This window comes from Pseudomonas sp. ICMP 3272 (assembly GCF_001466905.1).
Classification (GTDB): domain Bacteria; phylum Pseudomonadota; class Gammaproteobacteria; order Pseudomonadales; family Pseudomonadaceae; genus Aquipseudomonas; species Aquipseudomonas amygdali.
On record NZ_LKEK01000024.1, the window covers coordinates 135,901 to 160,156 of the forward strand.

General features: G+C 60.3%; 21 protein-coding genes. 10 read left to right on the top strand and 11 right to left on the bottom strand.

What is annotated here, in order from left to right; genetic code table 11:
- Positions 1-6: 6 nt before the first annotated feature.
- Together glyS and glyQ are read right to left on the bottom strand one after the other, a co-directional pair.
- Positions 7-2,061, bottom strand: coding sequence for a glycine--tRNA ligase subunit beta (gene glyS, locus AO068_RS03730; protein WP_058407681.1), 2,055 nt, complete (start codon positions 2,059-2,061; stop codon positions 7-9).
- On the bottom strand, positions 2,058-3,005 hold the full coding sequence (gene glyQ, locus AO068_RS03735) for a glycine--tRNA ligase subunit alpha (RefSeq protein WP_002551326.1): 948 nt from the start codon (positions 3,003-3,005) through the stop codon (positions 2,058-2,060). The genes glyS and glyQ overlap by 4 nt, the downstream gene beginning before the upstream one ends.
- Before the next feature lie 80 nt (positions 3,006-3,085).
- On the opposite strand from glyQ, the gene AO068_RS03740 reads away from it, so the two are divergent.
- Together AO068_RS03740 and AO068_RS03745 are read left to right on the top strand one after the other, a co-directional pair.
- Entirely contained in the window at positions 3,086-3,637 is a 552-nt protein-coding gene (locus AO068_RS03740) for a DNA-3-methyladenine glycosylase I (RefSeq protein ID WP_044324732.1), read from the top strand.
- 38 nt (positions 3,638-3,675) lie between these two features.
- Complete coding sequence (locus AO068_RS03745) at positions 3,676-4,563, top strand: lysophospholipid acyltransferase (RefSeq protein WP_058402478.1); 888 nt, start codon at positions 3,676-3,678, stop codon at positions 4,561-4,563.
- Positions 4,564-4,807: 244 nt separating this feature from the next.
- Here AO068_RS03745 and AO068_RS03750 read toward each other — a convergent pair whose 3' ends face one another.
- The 5 genes from AO068_RS03750 to def all read right to left on the bottom strand — a co-directional run bounded on the left by AO068_RS03750 (position 4,808) and on the right by def (position 11,526).
- A complete protein-coding gene (locus AO068_RS03750) occupies positions 4,808-7,162 on the bottom strand; it encodes an FdhF/YdeP family oxidoreductase (protein ID WP_058407682.1) in 2,355 nt (784 codons plus the stop codon).
- A 152-nt stretch (positions 7,163-7,314) separates the two neighbouring features.
- On the bottom strand, positions 7,315-8,688 hold the full coding sequence (gene trkA / locus AO068_RS03755; protein ID WP_005732751.1) for a Trk system potassium transporter TrkA: 1,374 nt from the start codon (positions 8,686-8,688) through the stop codon (positions 7,315-7,317).
- A gap of 4 nt (positions 8,689-8,692) precedes the next feature.
- On the bottom strand, positions 8,693-10,018 hold the full coding sequence (gene rsmB, locus AO068_RS03760; RefSeq protein ID WP_058407683.1) for a 16S rRNA (cytosine(967)-C(5))-methyltransferase RsmB: 1,326 nt from the start codon (positions 10,016-10,018) through the stop codon (positions 8,693-8,695).
- Complete coding sequence (gene fmt / locus AO068_RS03765; RefSeq protein WP_058407684.1) at positions 10,015-10,959, bottom strand: methionyl-tRNA formyltransferase; 945 nt, start codon at positions 10,957-10,959, stop codon at positions 10,015-10,017. Before fmt ends, rsmB begins: the two co-directional genes overlap by 4 nt.
- Before the next feature lie 60 nt (positions 10,960-11,019).
- Positions 11,020-11,526, bottom strand: a complete 507-nt coding sequence (def, locus tag AO068_RS03770; RefSeq protein WP_058402474.1) for a peptide deformylase — start codon at positions 11,524-11,526, stop codon at positions 11,020-11,022.
- 125 nt (positions 11,527-11,651) lie between these two features.
- Between def and AO068_RS03775 the strand changes: the two genes are divergently transcribed.
- The 3 genes from AO068_RS03775 (at position 11,652) to AO068_RS03785 (ending at position 14,515) form a co-directional block, all read left to right on the top strand.
- Entirely contained in the window at positions 11,652-12,677 is a 1,026-nt protein-coding gene (locus AO068_RS03775) for a LysM peptidoglycan-binding domain-containing protein (RefSeq protein ID WP_058407685.1), read from the top strand.
- Positions 12,678-12,800: 123 nt separating this feature from the next.
- Complete coding sequence (dprA, locus tag AO068_RS03780; protein ID WP_058407686.1) at positions 12,801-13,919, top strand: DNA-processing protein DprA; 1,119 nt, start codon at positions 12,801-12,803, stop codon at positions 13,917-13,919.
- A 38-nt stretch (positions 13,920-13,957) separates the two neighbouring features.
- Complete coding sequence (locus AO068_RS03785; protein ID WP_058407687.1) at positions 13,958-14,515, top strand: L-threonylcarbamoyladenylate synthase; 558 nt, start codon at positions 13,958-13,960, stop codon at positions 14,513-14,515.
- A gap of 7 nt (positions 14,516-14,522) precedes the next feature.
- Here the strand turns inward: AO068_RS03785 and AO068_RS03790 are convergent, their stop codons facing one another.
- The gene (locus AO068_RS03790) at positions 14,523-15,500 is read right to left on the bottom strand and encodes a quinone oxidoreductase family protein (RefSeq protein ID WP_058407688.1); all 978 of its coding nucleotides are present in this window, start codon (positions 15,498-15,500) and stop codon (positions 14,523-14,525) included.
- Between the two features lie 171 nt (positions 15,501-15,671).
- Here AO068_RS03790 and hemF point away from each other — a divergent pair, with 171 nt between their 5' ends.
- Both hemF and aroE read left to right on the top strand, forming a co-directional pair.
- Positions 15,672-16,586, top strand: a complete 915-nt coding sequence (gene hemF / locus AO068_RS03795) for an oxygen-dependent coproporphyrinogen oxidase (protein WP_054985572.1) — start codon at positions 15,672-15,674, stop codon at positions 16,584-16,586.
- Complete coding sequence (gene aroE / locus AO068_RS03800; protein ID WP_058407689.1) at positions 16,586-17,410, top strand: shikimate dehydrogenase; 825 nt, start codon at positions 16,586-16,588, stop codon at positions 17,408-17,410. Before hemF ends, aroE begins: the two co-directional genes overlap by 1 nt.
- Before the next feature lie 96 nt (positions 17,411-17,506).
- On the opposite strand, the gene AO068_RS03805 is transcribed toward aroE, so the two are convergent.
- From AO068_RS03805 to betC, 3 genes are all read right to left on the bottom strand, one after another.
- Positions 17,507-19,075 carry a SulP family inorganic anion transporter gene (locus AO068_RS03805; protein ID WP_058407690.1) on the bottom strand — a complete coding sequence of 523 codons (1,569 nt, stop codon included), beginning with the start codon at positions 19,073-19,075 and terminating at the stop codon, positions 17,507-17,509.
- A gap of 176 nt (positions 19,076-19,251) precedes the next feature.
- Positions 19,252-20,178: a choline ABC transporter substrate-binding protein gene (locus AO068_RS03810; RefSeq protein WP_058407691.1), complete on the bottom strand. Its 927-nt coding sequence runs from the start codon at positions 20,176-20,178 to the stop codon at positions 19,252-19,254.
- Positions 20,179-20,215: 37 nt separating this feature from the next.
- Positions 20,216-21,721 (bottom strand): choline-sulfatase, encoded by a 1,506-nt coding sequence (betC, locus tag AO068_RS03815; RefSeq protein WP_058402468.1) that lies wholly within the window; start codon positions 21,719-21,721, stop codon positions 20,216-20,218.
- 114 nt (positions 21,722-21,835) lie between these two features.
- Between betC and AO068_RS03820 the strand changes: the two genes are divergently transcribed.
- The 3 genes from AO068_RS03820 (at position 21,836) to AO068_RS03830 (ending at position 24,193) form a co-directional block, all read left to right on the top strand.
- A complete protein-coding gene (locus tag AO068_RS03820; RefSeq protein ID WP_058407692.1) occupies positions 21,836-22,786 on the top strand; it encodes a choline sulfate utilization transcriptional regulator in 951 nt (316 codons plus the stop codon).
- 36 nt (positions 22,787-22,822) lie between these two features.
- Positions 22,823-23,155: a DOPA 4,5-dioxygenase family protein gene (locus AO068_RS03825; protein WP_058402466.1), complete on the top strand. Its 333-nt coding sequence runs from the start codon at positions 22,823-22,825 to the stop codon at positions 23,153-23,155.
- Between the two features lie 213 nt (positions 23,156-23,368).
- Positions 23,369-24,193, top strand: coding sequence for an alpha/beta fold hydrolase (locus AO068_RS03830; RefSeq protein ID WP_058407693.1), 825 nt, complete (start codon positions 23,369-23,371; stop codon positions 24,191-24,193).
- The last annotated feature ends 63 nt before the right edge of the window (positions 24,194-24,256 follow it).

The window sequence follows — 24,256 nt, forward strand, 5'->3', positions numbered from 1 at the left end:
CCCTTCTCAGCCCAGCAGCGAAATATCGGCAACGCCAAGGAACAGGCCGCGCAAACGCGACAACAAGGCATAGCGGTTGGCGCGCACATTGGCGTCTTCCGCGTTGACCATTACCGCTTCGAAGAATGCATCGACCGGCTCACGCAGCATCGCCAGACGCGCCAGCGATTCGCTGTATTGACGCTCGGCAGCCATCGGCTGGACCGCGTGGTCAGCCTGCTGAATAGCCGAGTACAGCGAAAACTCGTTGGCGTTGTCGAAATACTTGGGCTCGACGGTCTGGGCAATGCTGCCCTCGGCCTTGCTCAACAGGTTCGATACGCGCTTGTTCACCGCGGCCAGTGCAGCGGCCTGTGGCAGTTTGCGGAAAGCCTGGACCGCCTGAACACGCTGATCGAAATCCAGCGCCGAAGCAGGTTGCAGCGCACGTACCGAGAGGTACACAGCCACATCGACGCCTTCGTCTTCATAACGCGCACGCAGACGGTCGAAGATGAAGTCGAGTACCTGCTCCGCCAGACCGGCAGGCTTGATCTTCGCGCCAAACTGCGTGACTGCGAATTTCACCGTTTCGACCAGATTAAGGTCGAGCTTCTTCTCGATCAGAATACGCAGGATACCCAACGCAGCACGACGCAGCGCATAGGGGTCTTTGCTGCCGGTGGGCAGCATGCCGATACCGAAGATACCGACCAGCGTGTCGAGTTTGTCGGCGATGGCCACCGCAGCGCCAGTCAGCGTTGTCGGCAGTTCGGCGCCCGCGCCACGTGGCATGTACTGCTCGTTGAGCGCCAGCGCGACATCTTCAGGCTCGCCGTCGGCCTTGGCGTAGTAGTAACCGGCGATACCCTGCATTTCCGGGAACTCGCCGACCATTTCGCTCGACAGGTCGCACTTGGACAGCAGACCAGCGCGTGCAGCACGCTGGGCGTCGCCGCCGATGCTTGGAGCGATGTAGGCAGCCAGTTTCGAGACGCGCTCGGCCTTGTCGAACACGCTACCCAATTGCGCCTGGAACACGACGTTTTTCAGACGATCGTTGAAGGTTTCCAGCTTCTGCTTCTTGTCTTGCTTGAAGAAGAACTCGGCGTCGGTCAGGCGTGGACGAACCACCTTCTCGTTACCGGCGATGATCTGTGCCGGGTCCTTGCTCTCGATGTTGGCCACGGTGATGAAGCGCGGCAGCAGCTTGCCGTCGACATCCAGCAGGCAGAAGTATTTCTGGTTGTCCTGCATGGTGGTAATCAAGGCTTCCTGAGGGACTTCCAGGAAGCGCTCTTCGAATGAACACACCAGCGGAACCGGCCATTCGACCAGACCGGCCACTTCGTCCAGCAGACTTGGCGGCACGATGGCGGTGCCTTCCTGTTGGGTGGCCAGCTCGTCGACGCGTTTGCTGATGATCTGCCGACGTTCATTGAAGTCGGCCAGTACGTGCGCGGCGCGCAGGTCGCTGAGGTACCCGGCAGGCGAAGAAATACGCACGTCTTGCGGGTGATGGAAGCGATGACCGCGAGAATGACGACCCGCGCTCTGGGCGAGGATCGTGCAGTCAACCACCTGATCACCGAACAGCATTACCAGCCACTGGGTCGGACGCACGAACTCTTCCTTGCGGGCACCCCAGCGCATGCGCTTGGCAATCGGCAGGTCGTTCAGCGAGTCTTCGACGATGGTTGGCAGCAGCGACGTGGTCGGCTTGCCGAGGATGGTCTGGCTGTAGCGCAGTTTCGGGCCGCTCTGATCGATTTCGCTCAGATCGACGCCGCACTTCTTGGCAAAGCCCAAAGCAGCCTGCGTCGGGTTACCGTCCGCATCGAACGCTGCCTGACGCGGCGGGCCGTCGAGGTTGACGCTGCGATCCGGTTGTTGCGTGGCCAGCTCGGTGATCAGCACGGCCAGGCGACGCGGTGCGGCGTAGACCTGTTTGGCGCTGTAGGTCAGACCTGCGCCCGACAGGCCTTTTTCAATACCGGCCAGAAATGCATCTGCCAGGGAAACGAGGGTCTTGGGTGGCAGTTCTTCAGTGCCCAGTTCAACCAGAAAATCTTGAGCACTCATTGCGCTGCCTCCAGCTTGGCCAACACTTCATCGCGTAGATCGGGCGGCGCCATCGGGAAACCGAGACGGGCGCGGGCCTGCAGGTAGGCCTGAGCCACCGAGCGGGCCAGCGTGCGTACGCGCAGGATGTATTGCTGACGCGCGGTCACGGAAATCGCGCGGCGGGCATCCAGCAGGTTGAAGGTGTGTGAGGCCTTGAGGACCATTTCATAGCCCGGCAACGGCAGCTCCAGCTCGATCAGGCGTGCGGCTTCGCTCTCGTAGAAATCGAACAGTTCGAACAGTTTGTCGACGTTGGCGTGTTCGAAGTTGTAGGTCGACTGCTCCACCTCGTTCTGGTGGAACACGTCGCCGTAGGTCACTTTGCCGAACGGGCCGTCAGCCCAGACCAGATCGTAGACCGAGTCCACGCCTTGCTGGTACATGGCCAGACGCTCAAGGCCGTAAGTGATTTCGCCGGTAACCGGGTAGCACTCTAGGCCGCCGACCTGCTGGAAGTAGGTGAACTGCGAGACTTCCATACCGTTGAGCCAGATCTCCCAGCCCAGACCCCAGGCGCCCAGCGTCGGCGATTCCCAGTTGTCTTCGACGAAACGCACGTCGTGCACCAGCGGATCGAGGCCGATGTGCTTGAGCGAACCCAGGTACAGTTCCTGGAAGTTGTCCGGGTTGGGCTTGAGAATTACCTGGAACTGATAGTAATGCTGCAGGCGGTTGGGGTTTTCGCCGTAGCGGCCGTCAGTCGGGCGACGGCTTGGCTGTACGTAAGCGGCGTTCCAGGTTTCCGGGCCTACGGCGCGCAGAAACGTGGCAGTGTGGAACGTGCCGGCGCCTACTTCCATATCGTAGGGCTGAAGTACCACGCAACCTTGTTCTGCCCAGTATTGCTGGAGGGCGAGGATCAAGTCTTGGAAGGTACGCACGGCTGGCGTAGGCTGGCTCACAAATTTCACCTGTGCTGGGCTGCGATTCAAAGAGCGGGAGTATACCCGATTCGGCCGCACGTCCACTCCTTGGGAGCCCTATGACACGCTGCTTTTGGTGCAACGAAGACCCCCTGTACATCGCTTATCACGATCAGGAGTGGGGAGTGCCGCTGCGCGATGCGCAGAAGCTCTTCGAGTTGCTTTTGCTCGAAGGGTTCCAGGCCGGGCTGTCGTGGATCACGATTCTCAAGCGGCGGGCGCGTTATCGCGAAGTGCTGCACGGCTTTGACGTCGAGCGCCTGGCGCAGCTGAGCGATGCCGAAATAGAGGCGCTGATGCTCGATCCGAGCATTATCCGCAATCGCCTCAAGCTCAAGGCCGTGCGCACCAATGCGCGGGCCTGGCTGGCGCTGCAAGACCCGGTCGGTCTGCTCTGGTCGTTTGTCGGTGGCGAGCCGAAGATCAACCATTTCAAGGATCGCAGTGAGGTGCCGGCGATTACCTCCGAGGCCGAAGCGATGAGCAAGGCGCTGAAAAAGGCCGGCTTCACGTTTGTCGGCCCGACCATCTGTTATGCGTATATGCAGGCCAGCGGTATGGTCATGGATCACACTGTGGATTGTGATCGGTATGCGATCCTGAGCCGCTGACGGTTACACTACCCGCCTCGAGAATCTGGGAGTCATCTGTGGATAAGTTCAAAGGCGCCGTAATGGTCGGGGCGTTGCGATTGTTTGCGCTGTTGCCGTGGCGCGCGGTGCAATGGGCAGGTACCGCGATTGGCTGGCTGATGTGGAAGCTGCCCAACCGCTCGCGTGAAGTGGCACGGATCAATCTGTCCAAGTGCTTCCCCGAGTTGAGCGAGCCCGAGCTGGAAAAGCTCGTTGGCCGTAGCCTCATGGATATCGGCAAGACCCTGACCGAAAGCGCTTGTGCGTGGATCTGGCCTGCGCAGAAATCGATCAACCTGGTGCGTGAAGTCGAAGGGCTTGATGTGCTCAAGGACGCGCTGGCTTCCGGCAAGGGCGTGGTTGGTATCACCAGTCACCTGGGCAACTGGGAAGTGCTCAATCACTTCTATTGCAGCCAGTGCAAGCCGATCATTTTCTATCGTCCTCCCAAGCTGAAAGCCGTGGACGACCTGTTGCGCAAGCAGCGTGTGCAGTTGGGCAACCGGGTGGCGGCGTCGACCAAGGAAGGCATTCTCAGTGTCATCAAGGAAGTGCGCAAAGGCGGCTCGGTGGGTATTCCGGCCGATCCGGAGCCGGCTGAATCAGCGGGCATTTTCGTGCCCTTCTGCGGCACCCAGGCGCTGACCAGCAAATTCGTACCGAACATGCTCGCTGGAGGCAAGGCTGTCGGCGTATTCCTGCACGCCATGCGCCTGCCAGATGGTTCCGGCTACAAAGTAGTGTTGGAAGCCGCTCCCGAAGCCATGTACAGCACCGACACCGAAACCTCGGCAGCGGCGATGAGCAAAGTGGTCGAGAAATACGTGCGAGCCTACCCGAGCCAGTACATGTGGACCATGAAACGCTTCAAGAAACGCCCGCCAGGCGAAGCGCGCTGGTACTAGGAAAGATCGGACGCGGAGCGTCCAGAACTGCATGCGACGCGGAGCGCCGCACGATAGTCAGGTTATCGTTCCTCACGCTCCAGCGTGGGAATGCCGTGCGTGACGCTCCGCGTCACAGATTTGCGCCTCGCCTCGCATTCAAGATCGGACGCAGAGCGTCCAGAACTGCATGCGACGCGGAGCGCCGCACGATAGTCGAGGTTATCGTTCCTCACGCTCCAGCATGGGCACGATAGTGTTCCCCTCAACTGGCCGCCGCAATCAAACCGCGCCGTTCCAATGCCACTTGCGTCCCCTCCGAACTCATCCGCACCAGATTCACCGGGATGGATTTGGCCGCAGGGGTGTTGCCGTGTTTATCCCGATTGGCCAGTGGCAGCAGGCCGTTGGTTTCCGGGTAGTACGCCGCGCAGCAGCCTTGCGGCACGTCGTAGGGGATGACTTTGAAACCCGCTGCACGCCGCGTCGTGGTCGGGTCGAGCGCTGTCTGAAACTCAATGTAGTCCCCGGCCTTCAGCCCCAGGCGTTCGATGTCCTGTGGGTTGAGCATCACCACCATGCGGTCGCCAAAGATGTCCCGATAACGGTCATCGTTGGAATACACCGTGGTATTGAACTGGTCATGGCTGCGGATCGTCATCAACTGCAAATGCTCCGCGCCCGGTGGCGTGTCGTCTTCGTCGTAGACGCCTTCGGGAAAGAGGAAGTTGGCCTTGCCCGACTCGGTGTCCCACTTGCGCTCACTGGCGGCATTGGGCAAACGAAAACCTCCAGGCTCAAGAATTCGCTGATTGAAGTCATAAAACTGCTCGGGCAACACTTCTTCGATCTTGTCGCGAATCCTGGCGTAGTCGCCCACATAGCTGTCCCAGTCCACCTTGGGATTGGGCGCAAGCGTCGCTTTGGCGATACCGGCGATGATGGCGACTTCTGAAATCAGATGTTTCGACGCAGGCTCAAGCATGCCGGTCGAACCGTGCACCATCGACATTGAGTCCTCGACCGTAATGGTCTGCGCCACACCGTTCTGCAGGTCGCGTTCCGAACGCGCCACGCATGGCAGCAGAAAGGCTTTCTGTCCATGTACCGTCGCACTGCGGTTGAGCTTGGTGTTGACCAGCACCGTCATTTTCAGGCGGCTGACGGTCGGGCAGATCACATCAGTGTCCGGAATGGCGCGGAAGAAATTGCCGCCCATGGAAATGAGTGCTTCCACCTCGCCACGCAACAGGGCTTCGCAGGTCTGGGCCACGGCATGGCCTTTTTTTCTGGACGCCTCGAAACCGAACACCTTGCTCATGCTGGCCAGAAACGGTTCTCCGGCCTTTTCATAGATGCCCATCGTCCTGTCGCCCTGTACGTTGGAGTGTCCACGTACCGGGCAAGCCCCCGCACCGAGCTTGCCGATGTTGCCGCGCAACAGCAGCAGGTTGATGATCTGCTGCATCGCATCACCGCCACGCTTGTGCTGAGTGACGCCCATCCCCCAGCAGCAGATAACCCCCTTCGAGCGTTTATAGACTGCCGCTACCTCTTCGATGGCCTGACGCGTCAGACCCGAATGGCGCTCGATGATGTCCCACGGCAACTGCCGGCAATAGTCGGCGTACTGCTCAAAGCCATGGGTGTGTTCTTCAATGAACGCCACATCAAGGACGCGCGGCAGGTTTTCACGCTGCGCCACGTCATCGGCTTCGATCACGGCCTTGCAAACGCCTTGCAGGGCGATCATGTCGCCACCGATCCTGACCTGATGGTACTGCGAGCTGATTTCCACCCCATGAAGACTGAGCATGTCGCGCGGGTCCTGCGGCGCCGCAAAGCGTACCAGCGCCCTTTCCCGCAGCGGGTTGAACGAAATGATGCTGGCACCCCGTTTTGCGGCCGCGTGCAGCTCGGACATCATGCGCGGGCTGTTGGTACCGGGGTTCTGGCCGATGATGAAAATCGCGTCGGCGTTCTCGAAATCTTCCAGCGTCGTGGTGCCTTTGCCAACCCCGATCGACTCGGGCAGCGCCGCAGTGGTGGTTTCATGGCACATGTTCGAGCAGTCAGGGAAGTTGGCCATGCCGTACAGCCGACCGAACAGCTGATACAAAAATGCGGCTTCGTTTGACGTGCGCCCGGAGGTGTACAGCTCCAGCTTCCACGGATCGCTCAGGCCGCGCAGCTCTTCGCCGATCTCGGCGAACGCTTCGTCCCAGGTGACGGGCAGGTATTTGTCAGTGGCGGCGTCGTAGCGCATCGGCTCGGTGATACGGCCTTCTGCTTCCAGCTCGTGATCGCTCCAGGTCGCCAGTTCGCTGACCGTATGCCGGGCGAAAAACTCAGGCGTCACGCGTTTTTTGGTCGATTCCCAGGCCAGTGCCTTGGCACCGTTCTCGCAGTATTCAAAGGTGTGCGGCTTCTTCGGGTCCGGCCAGGAGCAACTCGGGCAGTCGAAGCCGCCAGGCTTGTTCATGGACATCAGCGTGCGGTTGCCCTTGATCAGCACATGCTGGTGCAACAGGTGCTTATTGACCGCGCTGAGCGCAGGCCAGCCACCCGCAGGTGTGCCGTCGGTTTGTGAGCCTTGAAGGGGGACTTTGGATTCAGGCATTGCTTATGTTCTCTCTGGTAACGCCCGTCAAAGGCATAGCGCGCGTATGTGTGATACGCGCGCTTAGAGAGAATTCGTCCGAGTCGACGAGCGTTGCCGACCAGACAGGTCGGCAAGAGGTTCAGTCAGGGAGCAGGCTGTTCAGGACCTGTTCAGAAAAAGCTCAACCCCACCTGAAACAGCCGCTCCACTTCACGGATGCACTTTTTATCCACAAGGAACATGATCACATGGTCACCGGATTCGATCACGGTGATGTCGTGGGCGATGAGCACCTGTTCGTCGCGGATGATCGCACCGATTGCCGTGCCGGTCGGCAGGTTGATGTCCTTGATGGCGCGACCGACCACTTTGCTGGATTTCGGGTCGCCGTGCGCGACGATCTCGATGGCTTCGGCTGCACCGCGCCGTAACGAGTGCACGCTGACGATATCGCCCCGTCGCACATGAGCCAGCAGCGTGCCGATGGTTGCCAGTTGCGGGCTGACCGCCACATCAATCTCACCGCCCTGGACCAGATCGACATAGGCCGGGTTGTTGATCAGGGTCATCACCTTGCGTGCGCCCAGGCGTTTGGCCAGCAGCGACGACATGATGTTGGCTTCATCGTCGTTGGTCAGCGCCAGAAACAGGTCGGTATTGTTGATGTTTTCTTCCATCAGCAAATCGCGATCCGATGAGCTGCCCTGTAGCACCACCGTACTGTCCAGATGCTCCGACAGATAGCGGCAGCGCGCCGGGTTTACTTCGATGATCTTTACCTGATAGCGGCTTTCAATGGCTTCAGCCAGACGCTCACCGATGTTGCCGCCGCCTGCAATGACGATGCGCTTGTAGTTCTCGTCCAGACGCCTCAGCTCACCCATCACCGCACGAATATCCGCCTTGGCGGCGATGAAGAACACCTCGTCGTCGGCTTCGATGACCGTATCGCCGTGGGGCAGGATCGCCCGGTCGCGCCGATAGATCGCCGCGATACGGGTGTCGACATTGGGCATGTGCGCGCGCAACTGGCGCAGTTGCTGGCCTACCAATGCGCCGCCGTAATAGGCTTTGACCGCGACCAGTTGTGCCTTGCCTTCGGCGAAATCGATGACCTGTAACGCGCCGGGATACTCGATCAGACGTTTGATGTAGTTGGTGACGACCTGCTCCGGACTGATCAACACGTCGACCGGGATCGCGTTTTTATCGAACAGGCCAGCACGTGTCAGGTACGCCGCTTCACGGATGCGCGCGATCTTGGTCGGCGTGTGGAACAGCGTGTGGGCCACCTGGCAGGCGATCATGTTGGCTTCGTCGCTGCTGGTCACCGCGACCAGCATGTCGGCGTCGTCCGCGCCCGCCTGGCGCAGAACTGCGGGATAGGAGCCCTTGCCCTGCACGGTACGGATATCCAGGCGGTCGCCCAGATCGCGTAACCGGTCGCCATCGGTGTCGACCACGGTAATGTCGTTGGCTTCGCCCGCCAGATGCTCGGCCAGCGTACCGCCTACCTGACCTGCACCCAGAATGATGATTTTCACCTGCTTACTCCCGCGCCGCTGCGATCTTGATCAGTTTGGCGTAGTAGAAACCGTCGTGGCCGCCTTGCTGGGCCAGCAGCTGGCGACCATGGGCTTGCTTGATACCTGCGGGTGGCTGTCCGGCCTGACCGGCGATATCCAGTTCTCTGGCCCCGGAGGTGCGGGCCAGAAACGCCTCGATGACGTCGGTATTTTCAGTCGGTAGTGTCGAACAGGTCGCGTAAACCAGCATGCCGCCTACTTGCAGCGTAGGCCACAACGCGTCGAGCAGTTCGCCCTGCAGGCTAGCGAGCGCGGCGATGTCATCCAGTTGGCGGGTCAGCTTGATGTCCGGGTGGCGACGGATTACACCCGTTGCCGAGCACGGCGCGTCGAGCAGGATGCGCTGGAACGGCTTGCCGTCCCACCACTGCGCCGTTTCGCGGGCGTCGGCAGCGATCAGCTCGGCGTCCAGCCCCAGACGATCAAGGTTTTCACGCACGCGCACCAGGCGCTTGGCTTCGAGGTCCACCGCCACTACGCCGCTCAATTGCGGCTGCACTTCAAGCAAATGGCAGGTCTTGCCACCTGGCGCGCAACAGGCGTCGAGTACGCGTTGCCCGGGCGCGAGCTCCAGCAGGTCAGCGGCCAGTTGCGCGGCTTCGTCCTGAACGCTGATCCAGCCTTCGGCAAAGCCCGGTAGCGAGCGCACGTCGCAGGGCTCGGCAAGTACGATGCCGTCCTGACTGAAGGTGCACGCGCTGGCTTGTAGCCCGGCAGTGTTCAGCAGCTCAAGGTACTGGTCGCGGCTGTTATGCCGACGGTTGACCCGCAAAATCATCGGCGGATGCGCATTATTGGCTGCGCAGATCGCTTCCCATTGCTCCGGCCAGGCGGCTTTCAGGGCTTTTTGCAGCCAGCGCGGGTGGGCGGTGCGCACCACCGGGTCGTGTTCCAGCTCGATCAACAGTGCCTCGCCATCACGTTGCGCGTTGCGCAGCACGGCGTTGAGCAAGCCTTTGGCCCACGGTTTTTTCAGCTTGTCAGCGCAGCCAACGGTTTCACCAATGGCCGCATGCGCAGGAATTCGGCTGTAAAACAGCTGGTAAAGCCCCACCAGCAGCAACGCTTCGACGTCTGCATCGGCGGCCTTGAAGGGTTTTTGCAACAGTTTGGCTGCCAGTGCCGACAGGCGTGGCTGCCAGCGTGCGGTGCCGAACGCCAGATCCTGAGTCAGACCGCGATCACGCACCTCGACCTTGTCCAGTTGAGCAGGCAACGAACTGTTCAGCGACGCCTTGCCGCTGAGCACAGCAGCCAGGGCCTTGGCGGCGGCCAGACGCGGGTTCATTGGCCCAGCACCGTGCCGATGGCGAATTTCTCGCGACGGCTGTTGAACAGATCAGCAAAATTCAGCGGCTTGCCACCCGGCAGTTGCAGACGGGTCAGGCGCAGGGCGTTCTGGCCGCAGGCGACGATCAGGCCGTCCTTGCTGGCGCTGAGGATAGTTCCCGGTACGCCCTGCCCTTCGGCCAGATCGGCTGCCAGCACTTTCAGGGTTTCTTCGTTCAGCATGCTGTGGCAGATCGGCCACGGGTTGAAGGCGCGGATCAGACGTTCCAGCTCATCGGCCGGACGTGTCCAGTCGAGACGCGCCTCATCCTTGTTCAATTTATGAGCGTAATTGGCCAGGCTGTCATCCTGAACCTCTCCGACCAGCGAACCGTCCGCCAGACCGGCAATGGCCTGCAACACCGCTGGTGGGCCGAGTTCGGCCAGACGGTCATGCAGCGTGCCACCGGTGTCCTGTGCGGTGATCGGAGTGACGGCCTTGAGCAGCATCGGCCCGGTGTCCAGACCTGCTTCCATTTGCATCACGGTCACACCGCTCTCGGCATCACCGGCCTGCACCGCGCGCTGAATCGGCGCAGCGCCGCGCCAGCGTGGCAGCAGCGACGCATGGCTGTTGATGCAGCCCAGCCGCGGGATATCCAGCACCACCTGCGGCAGAATCAAGCCGTAGGCGACCACCACCATCAAATCAGGCTTGAGCGCAGCCAGTTCTGCCTGCGCCTCAGGGGCGCGCAGCGTGGGCGGCTGCATGACCGGGATATCATGCTGCAGTGCCAGTTGCTTGACCGGGCTGGGCATCAGCTTTTGTCCACGACCGGCCGGGCGATCAGGCTGGGTGTACACGGCGACGATCTGGTAAGGGCTGTCGAGCAGGGCCTTGAGGTGTTCGGCGGCAAATTCCGGGGTGCCGGCGAAGACGATGCGCAGTGGCTCAGTCATGGGCTTCTCGTTCTAAAAAAACAAAAAGGCCTTGTGCAGGCCTTTTGGAGGGACGAAGGATCAAGCGTTCAGCTTGTGCTGTTTCTCGAGTTTTTTCTTGATCCGGTCGCGCTTGAGGTTAGAGAGGTAATCAACGAACAGCTTGCCGTTCAGGTGATCGCACTCATGCTGGATGCAGATGGCGAGCAGGCCTTCGGCAACCATTTCGTAAGGCTTGCCGTCACGGTCCAGCGCTTTGACGCGGACCTTTTGCGGACGGTCGACGTTCTCGTAGAAACCGGGTACCGACAGGCAGCCTTCCTGATACTGATCCATTTCATCGGTCAGTTTTTCGATTTCAGGGTTGATGAAGACCATCGGTTCGCTGCGGTCTTCGCTCAGGTCCATGACAACCACACGCTTGTGGACATTGACCTGCGTGGCTGCCAGCCCGATGCCGGGCGCTTCGTACATGGTTTCAAACATGTCGTCGACCAACTGGCGAATGCCTTCGTCTACCATCGCCACAGGTTTGGCGATGGTGCGCAGGCGCGAATCGGGAAATTCGAGGATGTTTAGAATGGCCATATACGTAAGAGCTGCACTGTTAAGGTAAAGTCAATGTTGGGTGCCGGGCCCGGGAGTTCAAGGCAGGCAGCCCAGGACAGGACTCTAGGGTTCGCGTGAGGCAACATGATAAAGGGATTCACCGCATGAGGAAATCACTACTCGCCCTGCTGCTGCTGACCGCCAGCGGTCTTGCGCAGGCGCAAGTGCAACTCAGGGAAGGCTATCCGCAGAGCTACACCGTTGTCGCCGGGGACACACTCTGGGACATTTCCGGCAAGTTTTTGCGTGAACCGTGGAAATGGCGCGAGATATGGCGGGCCAATCCGCAAGTCCATGATCCCGACCTGATCTACCCCGGTGACACTCTCGCGTTGACCTGGGTCGATGGTCAGCCGCGTGTGACGCTCAACCGCGGCGAGTCGCGTGGCACCATTAAATTGTCACCGCATGTGCGAAGTACGCCAATGGTCGAGGCCATTCCAAGCATTCCGCTGGGGGCGATCAACGCATTCCTGATCAGCAATCGCATCGTCGACAATGCCGAGCAGTTCGAAAAGGCCCCCTACATCGTCGCGGGCAATGCCGAGCGCGTGCTCAGCGGTAGCGGTGACCGGGCCTATGCACGTGGCACGCTGGACCCGGCGCACACCGTCTACGGCATTTTCCGACAGGGCAAGACCTACACCGACCCACAGACCAAAGAAGTGCTGGGCATCAACGCGGATGACATCGGCAGCGCTGAGGTGGTTGCCACCGAGGGCGACGTCTCGACCCTGGTTCTGCAGCGCTCTACGCAGGAAGTGCGCTTGGGCGACCGTTTGTTCAGCAGCGAGGAGCGGGCGATCAACTCGACTTTCCTGCCCAGCGCTCCGCAAACGCCGATAGAAGGTTTGATTCTGGATGTGCCACGCGGCGTGACCCAGGTCAGCGTGCTGGATGTGGTCACTCTCAACAAAGGCAAACGTGATGGCCTGACTGAGGGCAACGTGCTGGCGATCTACAAAACCAGCGAGACAGTGCGTGACCGAATCACCGGTGAACAGGTGAAAATCCCTGACGAACGGTCTGGCCTGCTCATGGTTTTCCGTACGTACGACAAGCTTAGTTACGCCTTGGTCCTGCAAGCCAACCGATCTTTGGCCATCATGGACAAGGTTCGAAATCCCTAAAGGTATGTTTCAGTTCTGCGACGGATTTGTGTGACGAGCCAGACACTTATCAAATTGTTGTCAACAGAGTTATCCACAGGTTTGTGCATCATCTGAGATGCACAATGGATCAGGGACGATCTTATGCCACTGTTCGAAAATGCCCTCTCTTCGCCAGCAGAGCTGGAAGCCCGTCTGCGCATGCATCGCTTGCCCGAGATAGGACCGAAACGCTTTTCCAGGCTGATCGAAGCCTTCGGTTCTGCGTCGTCTGCGCTGAGCGCACCGGCCAGTGCGTGGCGTGCGCTGGGTATTCCAGGTGCCTGCGCCGAGGCGCGTCGAGCCCCTTCCGTCAGGGACGGTGCCAGTGCTGCATTGGCCTGGCTGGAGCGTCCGGCCCAGCATTTGCTGATGTGGGACGACCCTTGCTACCCCGCGCTGCTGGCCGAGATCGCCGACCCACCGCCGCTGATCTTCATTGCCGGCGACCCTTCTATCCTTGAGCGTCCGCAGTTGGGCATGGTCGGCAGTCGTCGCGCTTCCAGACCCGGGCTGGACACTGCCAGAGCTTTTGCGCGCAGCCTGGCGAGTGCCGGTTTTGTGATCACCAGCGGTCTGGCGCGCGGCATTGACGGGGCCGCGCATCAGGGCGCACTGGATGTCGGTGGGCATACAATTGGCGTACTGGGCACCGGGCTTGAAAAACTTTATCCACAGCAGCATCGTGCGCTCGCAGCGCAGATGGCGGCGCAAGGTGGCGCGGTGATTTCCGAGTTCCCGCTGGACGCTGAACCACAGCCCAGCAACTTCCCGCGGCGCAACCGAATCATCAGCGGCCTGTCGCTCGGCGTGCTGGTGGTCGAGGCCAGTGTTGCCAGCGGCTCGTTGATTACCGCGCGACTGGCCGCCGAGCATGGGCGAGAGGTGTATGCGATACCGGGTTCGATTCACCACCCGGGTGCCAAGGGCTGCCACCAGTTGATACGCGACGGCGCAACGCTGGTCGAGACCGTTGAGCACATTCTTGAAGGCTTGCAGCACTGGAAGAGCGTTGCGCCCGCTGCAGCGCCCGAGACCCCTGCCAAACCCGTGCCTTGCGACCATCCACTTCTGGCGCTGCTGCACGCTGCGCCGCATACCAGCGAGGGGTTATCGGTCTCCAGCGGCTGGCCATTGCCCAAGGTACTGGCGGGCCTGACCGAGCTGGAACTGGACGGCAGAATAAGCTGTGAAGCGGGACGATGGTTCGCCAGAGCGCCCTGAGGTTAAACTGCCGTCAGGATTTAGCGGAGAGACAAACAATGGTCAGCAGTTGGCGTGTGCAACAAGCCGCTCAGAATATTCGAGCCGGTGCGGTGATTGCTTACCCGACCGAGGCAGTCTGGGGCCTGGGGTGTGATCCATGGGATGAAGAAGCGGTTTATCGTTTGCTGGCGATCAAGTCACGGCCAGTGGAAAAAGGCCTGATCCTGATCGCCGACAACATTCGCCAGTTCGACTTTCTGTTCGAAGACTTCCCCGAATTGTGGCTCGACCGAATGGCCAGCACCTGGCCGGGGCCCAATACCTGGCTGGTGCCGCATCAGAACCTGCTGCCCGAGTGGATCACCGGCATTCATGAAACCGTGGCGCTGCGCGTCGCCGACCACCCTACGGTGCGCGAACTGTGCGCGTTGGTCGGCCCGTTGATTTCCACATCGGCCAACCCGGCAGGTCGTCCGGCTGCCCGTTCGCGGCTGCGCGTCGAGCAGTACTTCCGGGGTCAGATCGACGGTGTGCTGGGCGGCAGCCTGGGCGGCCGCCGAAACCCCAGCGTGATCCGTGATATCGCGACCGGCCAGGTCATGCGCGCTGGCTGACGCAGGCTCAGGGAATCAGAATGGTCGAGCCAGTGGTGCGCCGAGCGGACAGCTCGGTTTGCGCCTTGGCGGCGTCCTTCAAGGCGTACTGCTGAATGTTGTCGACCTTGAGTTTGCCGCTGGCGAGCATGTCGAACAGTTCGTCAGCCATGGCCTGCAGGTTCTGCGCATTGTTCGCGTAGGTGCCCAGCGTCGGGCGGGTGACATACACCGAGCCCTTTTGCGCCAGAATCCCCAGATTCACACCTGAGACCGGCCCTGACGCATTGCCGAAGCTCACCACCAGCCCGCGTGGTGCCACGCTGTCGAGCGAGGTCAGCCAAGTGTCCTGCCCCACGCCATCGTAGACCACCGGGCACTTCTTGCCGTCGGTGAGTTCCAGCACACGTTTGGCGACGTCTTCGTGGCTGTAGTCGATGGTTTCCCAGGCACCCAGCGCCTTGGCGTGAGCGGCCTTCTCCGGTGAACTGACCGTGCCGATCAGTTTCGCGCCCAATGCCTTGGCCCACTGACAGGCCAACGAGCCGACACCACCAGCCGCCGCATGAAACAGAATGATCTCGCCCGGCTTCACCTGATAGGTCTGGCGCAGCAGGTATTGCACGGTCAGGCCCTTGAGCATCAACGCAGCGGCCTGCTCGAAACTGACCGAGTCCGCCAGCTTCACCAGATTCGCCTCAGGCAGCACATGCAACTCGCTGTACGCGCCCAAAGGCCCGGTGCCGTAGGCAACACGATCACCGACTTTGAAGCGCGTCACCTCATCGCCCACCGCCTCGACCACACCCGCCCCTTCAGCACCGAGCCCTGAAGGCAACTCAGGCGCTGGATACAGCCCGCTACGGTAATAGGTATCAATGAAATTCAGGCCAATGGCCTTGTTGCGCACAACCACCGCCTGCGGCCCTGGAGCCTCTGGCTCGAAATCGACATATTCAAGAACCTCGGGTCCTCCGACAGTGCTGAACTGGATACGCTTTGCCATATGCTCTCTCCTTGATGGTTAAAACAAGTTCCGAAAGCACCTATCGGACTCCTTCCCCCGGTCTTCGTCAACTGCCAGCCCGCGCTGCCGATGGTATGCTACGCGCCAATTTGCCTGCGCCTCTTTTGCTGCGGGGGCTCAGCCGTTTGACGTCAGCCGTAAGGGATCCTCATGAGTACCCGTACCGAGGCCGTAAAAGCCTACCTGCTCGACCTGCAAGACCGGATCTGCACCGCGCTCGAGCAGGAAGATGGCAACGCACACTTTGTGGAAGATGCCTGGACGCGTCCGGCGGGCGGCGGTGGTCGCACGCGGGTGATCGAGAATGGCGCGGTCATCGAGAAAGGTGGTGTCAATTTTTCCCACGTGTTCGGCAGCAACCTGCCTCCGTCGGCCAGCGCCCATCGGCCTGAACTGGCCGGGCGTGGTTTCGAGGCGCTGGGCGTGTCGCTGGTGATTCACCCGCACAACCCGCATGTGCCGACGTCCCACGCCAACGTGCGGTTCTTCATTGCCGAGAAAGAAGGCGAGGAGCCAGTCTGGTGGTTTGGTGGCGGTTTCGATTTGACGCCCTACTACGGCGTCGAGGAAGACTGCGTGCACTGGCACCGGGTGGCCGAACGTGCCTGTGCGCCCTTCGGCGATGATGTCTACCCGCGCTACAAGGCGTGGTGCGACAGTTACTTCCACCTCAAGCATCGTGATGAGCCACGCGGTATTGGTGGTCTGTTTTTCGATGACGTGAACCAGTGGGATTTCGACACCAGCTTCGCCTTCATCCGCGCCATCGGTGATGCGTTCATTAATGCGTATCTGCCGATCGTGCGCCGTCGCAAGGCTGCGGCCTATACCGTGCAGCAGCGCGAATTTCAGGAATTCCGTCGGGGGCGCTACGTCGAGTTCAACCTGGTGTACGACCGCGGCACGCTGTTCGGTCTGCAATCGGGTGGTCGTACCGAATCAATCCTCATGTCGCTGCCGCCACAAGTACGCTGGGGTTATGACTGGAAAGCCGCGCCGGGCAGCGAAGAAGCGCGCCTGACCGATTACTTCCTGACTGATCGCGACTGGCTGGCGGACAACTGATGGACCGGTACGTCGTCTTTGGTAACCCCATCGGTCACAGCAAGTCGCCGCTGATTCATCGCCTGTTCGCCGAGCAAACCGGGCAGGCGCTGGATTACCAGACGTCGCTGGCACCGCTGGATGATTTCACCGCGTTTGCCCAGGCGTTTTTCCAGACCGGACGTGGTGCCAACGTGACTGTGCCGTTCAAGGAAGAAGCCTATCGCCTGGCCGATAGCCTGACCGAGCGCGGGCAGCGTGCGGGAGCGGTGAACACCTTGAGCAAGCTCGATGACGGTACGCTACTGGGTGACAACACCGACGGTGCCGGGCTGGTGCGCGACCTGACAGTCAACTGCGGGCGCAGCCTTCGTGGTCAGCGGGTTCTGTTGCTGGGCGCGGGTGGCGCGGTTCGTGGCGCGCTTGAACCCTTGCTGGCGGAGCAACCCGCAGTGCTGGTGATTGCCAATCGCACCGTTGAAAAAGCCGAACGACTGGCGCAGGAATTTGCGGATCTTGGCCCTGTGTTTGCCAGCAGCTTCGACTGGCTTGAAGAACCGGTAGACGTGATCATCAATGCCACCTCTGCCAGTCTGGCTGGAGAGCTGCCACCGATTTCCCCGACCCTTGTCCAGCCTGGTGCGACCTTCTGCTACGACATGATGTACAGCAAAGAGCCTACTGCTTTTTGCCGCTGGGCCACTGAACAGGGTGCGGCACAGTCGGTTGATGGCTTGGGTATGCTGGTGGAGCAGGCGGCAGAAGCTTTCCTGCTATGGCGCGGCGTGCGCCCGGACTCGACTCCGGTACTGGCCGAGTTGCGCAGGCTGCTGGCGGCTGGTTGACTGAGAGACTATCGTGCCAATGCTCCGCGTTGGCATGCCGTTCTGGACGCTCCGCGTCCTCTTGCGACGCAGAGCATCGGGACGATGAGTTATGGCTCAATCCTCAAACAGAATCGGGCAGTTCTGCGGCCCTTCCAGCTTGTGCAATTCCTCGATCACTTGCGGCCTGGCATTGCGCAGGATCAGCAATCGCCCCTGACGGCCCAAGCGCCTGGCTTCCTGATGAAGCATTTCCACGCCTGAGTAATCGATGAAGTTGATCTGCTGCGCATCGATCACCACACGCAGCCCCTCAGTGCGTTGCAGGCGGGTTTGCAGGTAGTGGCTGGCGCCGAAAAAGATCGACCCGCCGACCCGCAGCACGTCCTCGTCGCCTTCGCGCCATTGCTGCACGCGCGGTTGTGAGGTGCGTTTCAGGTAGAAGAACAGCGAGGCCAGCACACCGGCATAAATCGCGGTTTGCAGCTCCAGCAGCAGAGTGGCCAGACAGGTCAGCGCCATCACGAAAAACTCGGCGCGGCTGACACGGAACAGCGCACGAATGCCACGGCGATCCACCAGCCCCCAACAGATCAGCAGAATTGAGGCGGCCATGGCCGGGATCGGAATGTGCGATATCAACGAGGCACCGGCGACCGCGAACAATGCCACCCATAGCGCGGAAAATACCCCGGCCAACGGCGAGCGCGCACCCGCCTCGTAACTCAGCGCCGCACGGGTGAACGAGCCCGCTGAGAGGTAGCCGGAAAACAGCGAGCCGACCATATTCGACAGACCTTGTGCACGGACTTCCTGATTGGCGTTGAGCATCTGCTGCGAACGTGCCGACAGCGAGCGGGCAATCGACAGGCTGTTGACCAGCCCGAGCATGCCCACCGCCACTGCCGTAGGCAGCAGTTTGAGGATCAGTTCGAGATCCAGCGGCAACGGGCTGAAGAGCGGCAGATGGCCGACGAAGGCGCTGACCACACGGACATGGCCGAACATCGCCGGCCACAGCCACACCAACAGGCTGCTCGATACCAATGCAATCAATAAGGTTGGCCAGCGAGGCACCAGGAGTTTGAGCCCGATGCCCAGCGCCAGGGTCAACAGGCCCAGTGTCAGTGAAGATAGATCGACCTCTCCACTATGCTCTAAAACGGCGGTCAGGCTTCTAAGGGCGGTGGTCTGACTCGGCAGATCAATGCCCAGCAGATTGGGCATCTGCCCGAGTGCAATGACTATTGCTGCGCCCAGTGTGAAACCGAGCACCACCGAGTGCGAAACAAAATTCACCAGCGCGCCGAAGCGCATCATTCCCAGCAATAGCTGGAATACACCGGCGATGAACGTCAGCAGCAGGATCAACATGATGTAGTCCTGACTGGCCGGCACGGCGAGCGGACTGACACTGGCATACAGCACGATGGAAATAGCCGCAGTCGGCCCACAGATGAGGTGCCAGGACGAGCCCCACAGGCAGGCGATCAGAACAGGAACAATCGCGGCGTATAGACCGTACTCCGGAGGCAGCCCGGCGATCAGTGCATAAGCGATGGACTGCGGCAGGGCCAGAATGGCACCGCTCAGGCCCACCAGCGCATCACGCCCGACACTGGCGCGGCTCTGCTGCGGCAGCCAGGCTAGAAACGGTAGAATTTTATGGCGATTTAGCCAGCGCATCGGTCCCTCGAGTGAATTGAACGTAGAGGACGCAGAGCGTCCAGAACGGCATACCCACGCGGAGCATGGGCACGATAGTCGGACACCTATCGTTCCTCACGCTCCCGCGTGGGGATGCCTTGGGTGACGCCCCGCGTCACAGATCTGCGCCACGCCGCGTGCTCAAGACCTTACGCCTAAAACCTGGCTTTCACCGCCGCCAGCCCATCCTTGCCATCAAACGTCTTCACGCCCTCCAGCCACGTGTCCAGCACCGCCGGATTGGCTTTTATCCAGGCCTTTGCCGCTGCGCTGTTGCTGACCTTGCTGTTCGCCACTTCGGCCATGATGCTGTTTTCCATGTCCAGGGTGAAGTTCAGATTGGTCAGCAGCTTGCCGACGTTCGGACAGGCTTGCGCATAACCCTTACGGGTCAGGGTGAAGACCGAGCCGGTGTCACCAAAGTATTTCTCGCCGCCCTTGAGGTAATGCATACCTTTGATCTGCACGTTCATCGGATGCGGGGTCCAGCCGAGGAAGACCACAAACGCCTTGCGCTTCACGTTGCGATTGACCTCGGCGAGCATCGCCGTCTCGCTCGACTCGACCAGCTTCCATTTGCCCAGATCGAATTCGTTCTTCTTGATGATCTCCTGCAGCGACAGATTGGCAGGTGCACCAGAGCCAATGCCGTAGATCTTCTGGTCGAACTTGTCAGCGAATTTATTCAGGTCGGCAAAATCATGCACGCCGGCGTCCCACACATAGTCCGGCACGGCCAGGGTGAACTCGGTGCCTTCGAGGTTCTTGGCCAATTGCGTTACATCGCCGGTCGCCACGAACTTGTCGTAAAAGCCCTGCTGCGCCGGCATCCAGTTGCCCAGAAAAACATCCAGCTTGCCGTCCTTCAAACCGCCGTAGGCAATCGGCACCGCGAGGGTGTCGACCTTGGCTTTGTAGCCCAGACCTTCAAGCACCACGCTGGCGATAGCATTGGTGGCCCCAATGTCACTCCAGCCCGGATCGGCCATTTTCACGGTGCTGCAACTAGCGTCCTCTGCCTGCGCCGCAAGGCTGCCGAATGTCATGACCGCGACCGCAACGGCTGTGGATAACTTCTTCATTGATGTACCCCTTTTGATTTTTTTGGTGTGGGCAGGGTCAAGGTTGCGGAAAACGTGCCTTACGCTCCAGATCGTCCAGATCAATGTGGTTGCGCATGTACTGCTGACTGGCGTCGACCAGTGGCTGGTGATCCCAACTCTTCAGCTTGCCGGTTGCCAGCGATTTGGCGACGAAGCGCCTTCTGCGCTGGCTGGCGAGCACCTGTTGGTGTATCGCCGGTATATCCCACTTGGCTCTAGCTTCAGCCAGGAAGTCATTGAACAGCTTTTCATGGGCGGGTGACTGGCTCAGATCCTTCTGCTCTTTCGGGTCCTTCTTCACATCGAAGAGCAGGCACGGGTCCTGCTCCGAATAGATGAATTTGTAAGCGCCGCGACGGATCATCATCAACGGGCTGGTCGTGCCTTCGGCCATGTACTCGCCGAACACCTCATCGTGCCCACCCTTGCGTTTCAGGTGCGGCATCAGCGAGCGTCCGTCCAGTGGCAACCCGGCGTCCAGCTTGCCGTTGGCCATTTCGACAAAGGTCGGCAGCAAGTCGGCAGTCGACACCGACGCACTGACCCGCCCCGGCTTGAACTGGCCCGGCGAGTACACCACCAACGGCACGCGGGCGGCCATTTCGAACCAGTGCATTTTGTACCAGAGGCCCTTCTCGCCCAGCATGTCGCCGTGATCGCCGGAGAACACCACGATGGTGTCTTCCGCCAGCCCGACTTCATCCAGCGTCTGCATCAGCTTGCCGACGTTCAGATCGATATAGCTGCACGCGCCGAAGTAGGCGCGGCGCGCATCACGAATCTTGTTGGTCGGCATTGGCTTGTCCCACAGGTCATAGACCTTGAGCAGCCGTTGCGAATGCGGGTCCAGCGCGGCCTGATTGGCATGCGGCGTGGGCATCGGGATTTCGTCGTTGCTGTACAGGTCCCAGAACGGCATGGGGATGGTGTACGGGTCGTGAGGGTGAGTCATGGAAACGGTCAGGCAGAAAGGCGCGTTGCCGTCCTGGCGTACGTAGTCGTACAGATACTGCTGGGACTTGAACAGCACTTCTTCGTCGAAATCCAGCTGGTTGGTTCGAATGCACGGACCGGCCTGCAACACCGAAGACATGTTGTGGTACCAGCTCGGACGCACATCAGGCTCGTCCCAGTTGACCGACCAGCCATAGTCGGCCGGGTAAATGTCACTGGTCAGGCGCTCTTCGTAACCGTGCAGTTGATCCGGCCCACAGAAATGCATCTTGCCTGCCAGAGCAGTCTTGTAGCCCAGCGCACGCAGATAGTGAGCGTAGGTTGGAATATCAGCCGGGAAGTCGGCTGCGTTGTCGTACGCGCCGATCTTGCTTGGCAGCTGACCGCTGACCAGTGTGAAACGCGATGGCGCGCACAGAGGGCTGTTGCAATACGCTGAATCGAACACCACGCCGTCGGCAGCAAGGCGGCTCAGATTCGGCATCAGGATTGGAGACCGGGCGTAAAACGGCAACATTGGCGCGGCCATTTGATCGGCCATGATGAACAGAATATTTTTGCGCTTCATGTAATCGCTGCATCCCATTGTGAAAAGTTATGCGAAAGTGCTGGGTACGAGGATGAAGTCCTCGTGTTTGATGGTAAAGCCCATGCGCAGCAATGCCTAGGATAAGCACCGCTTATGTTTGAAGCTTTTGGCGATATGTCCCTCGACCTGCTGCGTGCCTTTGAAGTCGCGGCTCGCTTGCGCAGCTTCACTGCGGCGGCTATCGAACTGGGCACTACCCAGCCTGCCGTCAGCCAGCAGATCAAGCGCCTTGAAGAACAGCTGGCCACCCGCCTGTTTGACCGGATCTATCGCGGTATCGAGCTTACCGAAGCCGGCGAAATATTGTTCAGTCATGTGCAGGCTGGCCTGCAATCGATCGACAGCGGGCTGATAGCGATCACCGAACAGCACCAGCACGAAGTGCTTCAAGTGGCGACCGACTTCGCCTTCGCCGCCTACTGGCTGATGCCGCGCCTGCACCGTTTCCACAAGGTCAACCCGGACGTGGATGTCAGCCTGGTCACCAGCGAGCGTACCCACAGCATGTTACGCGCAGATATCGACGTTGCCGTACTGTTCGGCGACGGGCGCTTCAAGCAAGGCGAAAGCCATTGGCTATTCAGCGAAGAAGTCTTTCCGGTGTGCAGCCCGCAACTGATCGCGGGTCGCCAGACGCCGCTGTCCAACGAAGCACTGCGCGACTTTCCGCTCTTGCACCTGCGCGGCGAAAGCAGCAACAACTGGTTCGACTGGGCAGGCGTATTCCGCGCCCTCGACATCCCCCAGGCCCCTACGCCCGGCCAGCTGCGTTTCGACAACTACACCCTGCTCATCCAGGCCGCGATTGGCGGACAAGGCGTCGCCATCGGCTGGAAGCACCTGGTCGACGACCTCCTCGACCAAGGCCTGCTCTGCCGCCCCATCGCCGGAGCCGCCATTTCCGGCCAAGGCTATTACGTGGTTTTGCCCCAGCGCAAACGGCGAGTGCAAATCGTCCAGCAGTTCATGGACTGGCTGGCGAGTGAACAGGCGTTGAGCGGGGTTTCGCTGGCGGGCAGGCCGTTGCCGTCGATTGCGGTGTAAGCAGGCGTTCATTTTTTGGTCAGGAAGGACTCATACATGCAAGACACCCACGGCTACCACGCCCATATCTATTTCAACGCCCAAACCCTGAACCAGGCCCGAGCCCTGTGCGAAGCCGCGACCGAGAAATTTGCGCTGCAGATGGGCCGCGTTCACCAAAAGCTGGTTGGGCCGCATCCGGACTGGAGTTGTCAGTTGGCGTTCGGGCATGAGCAGTTGGCTGACGTTACTTTATGGCTCGCGTTGAATCGCAATGGGCTGGTGGTGTTTCTGCATCCGTTGACGGGCGATGAGCTGCGCGACCATACCGACCATGCCATCTGGATGGGCGCGGTTCGGCCTTTGAATCTGGGCGCTCTAAGTGGCTGATAGCCAGCTTCTCGGCCGTTTTCCTTCAGCAATTACAAGCGCATTCCTCGTCGAAAAGATCGGTGTAAGATAGCTCCGCTGAAAAATGACCACTCGGTCCGTTGCAGCGCAAATTTCAACAAAATGGTCATGCATACGCGTCAACATCGATAAGCTGCCTTTCACGGGCTGCCTGAAATGAATGCTGAAAGACCAGACAGAGGATCATCAGAAATGCCGGATCTACTCATCGACGGTAAGACCCTTCACTACGCTGACCAAGGCACCGGGCCGGTTGTCTTGCTCGGTCACAGTTACCTTTGGGACAAGGCGATGTGGCGTGCGCAGATCGACACGCTGGCCAGCCGGTATCGGGTGATTGTGCCGGACCTTTGGGGGCATGGGGATTCCAGCGGTTTTCCGGAAGGCACCCGCAATCTCGATGATCTGGCCCGTCATGCGCTGGCGCTGCTGGATCATTTGAATATCGAGCGTTGCAGCATCGTCGGGTTGTCGGTGGGCGGCATGTGGGGGGCGATTGCTGCGCTGCTGGCGCCAGAACGCATCACCGGGCTGGTGCTGATGGACACTTACCTGGGCAAAGAGTCGGAAGCCAAGAAAGCCTACTATTTCTCGTTGCTCGACAAGCTGGAAGAGGCCGGTGCCTTTCCTGAGCCGCTGCTGGACATCGTAGTGCCGATCTTCTTCCGGCCAGGCATTGACCCGCAATCGCCGGTGTATCAGGCGTTCCGCTCGGCGTTGGCGGGTATGAAGGCAGAGCAGTTGCGCCAGACCGTCGTGCCCTTGGGGCGGATGATCTTTGGTCGCGATGACCGGCTTGGGCTGATAGAGCAACTGAATGCCGACACCACGCTGGTGATGTGTGGCGATGCAGATATCCCGCGCCCGCCTGAAGAAACCCGTGAGATGGCCAGCCTGATTGGCTGCCCTTACGTGCTGGTGCCTGAGGCGGGTCATATCGCCAATCTGGAAAACCCGGATTTTGTGTCAGGTGCGTTGATGACGTTTTTGGCGCGGGTTAATCAGCAGCAGGGTTGAGGCGGGCTGGTTTCTGCGCTGGGCCCTCAAGATCGGACGCGGAGCGTCCAGAACGGCATGCGA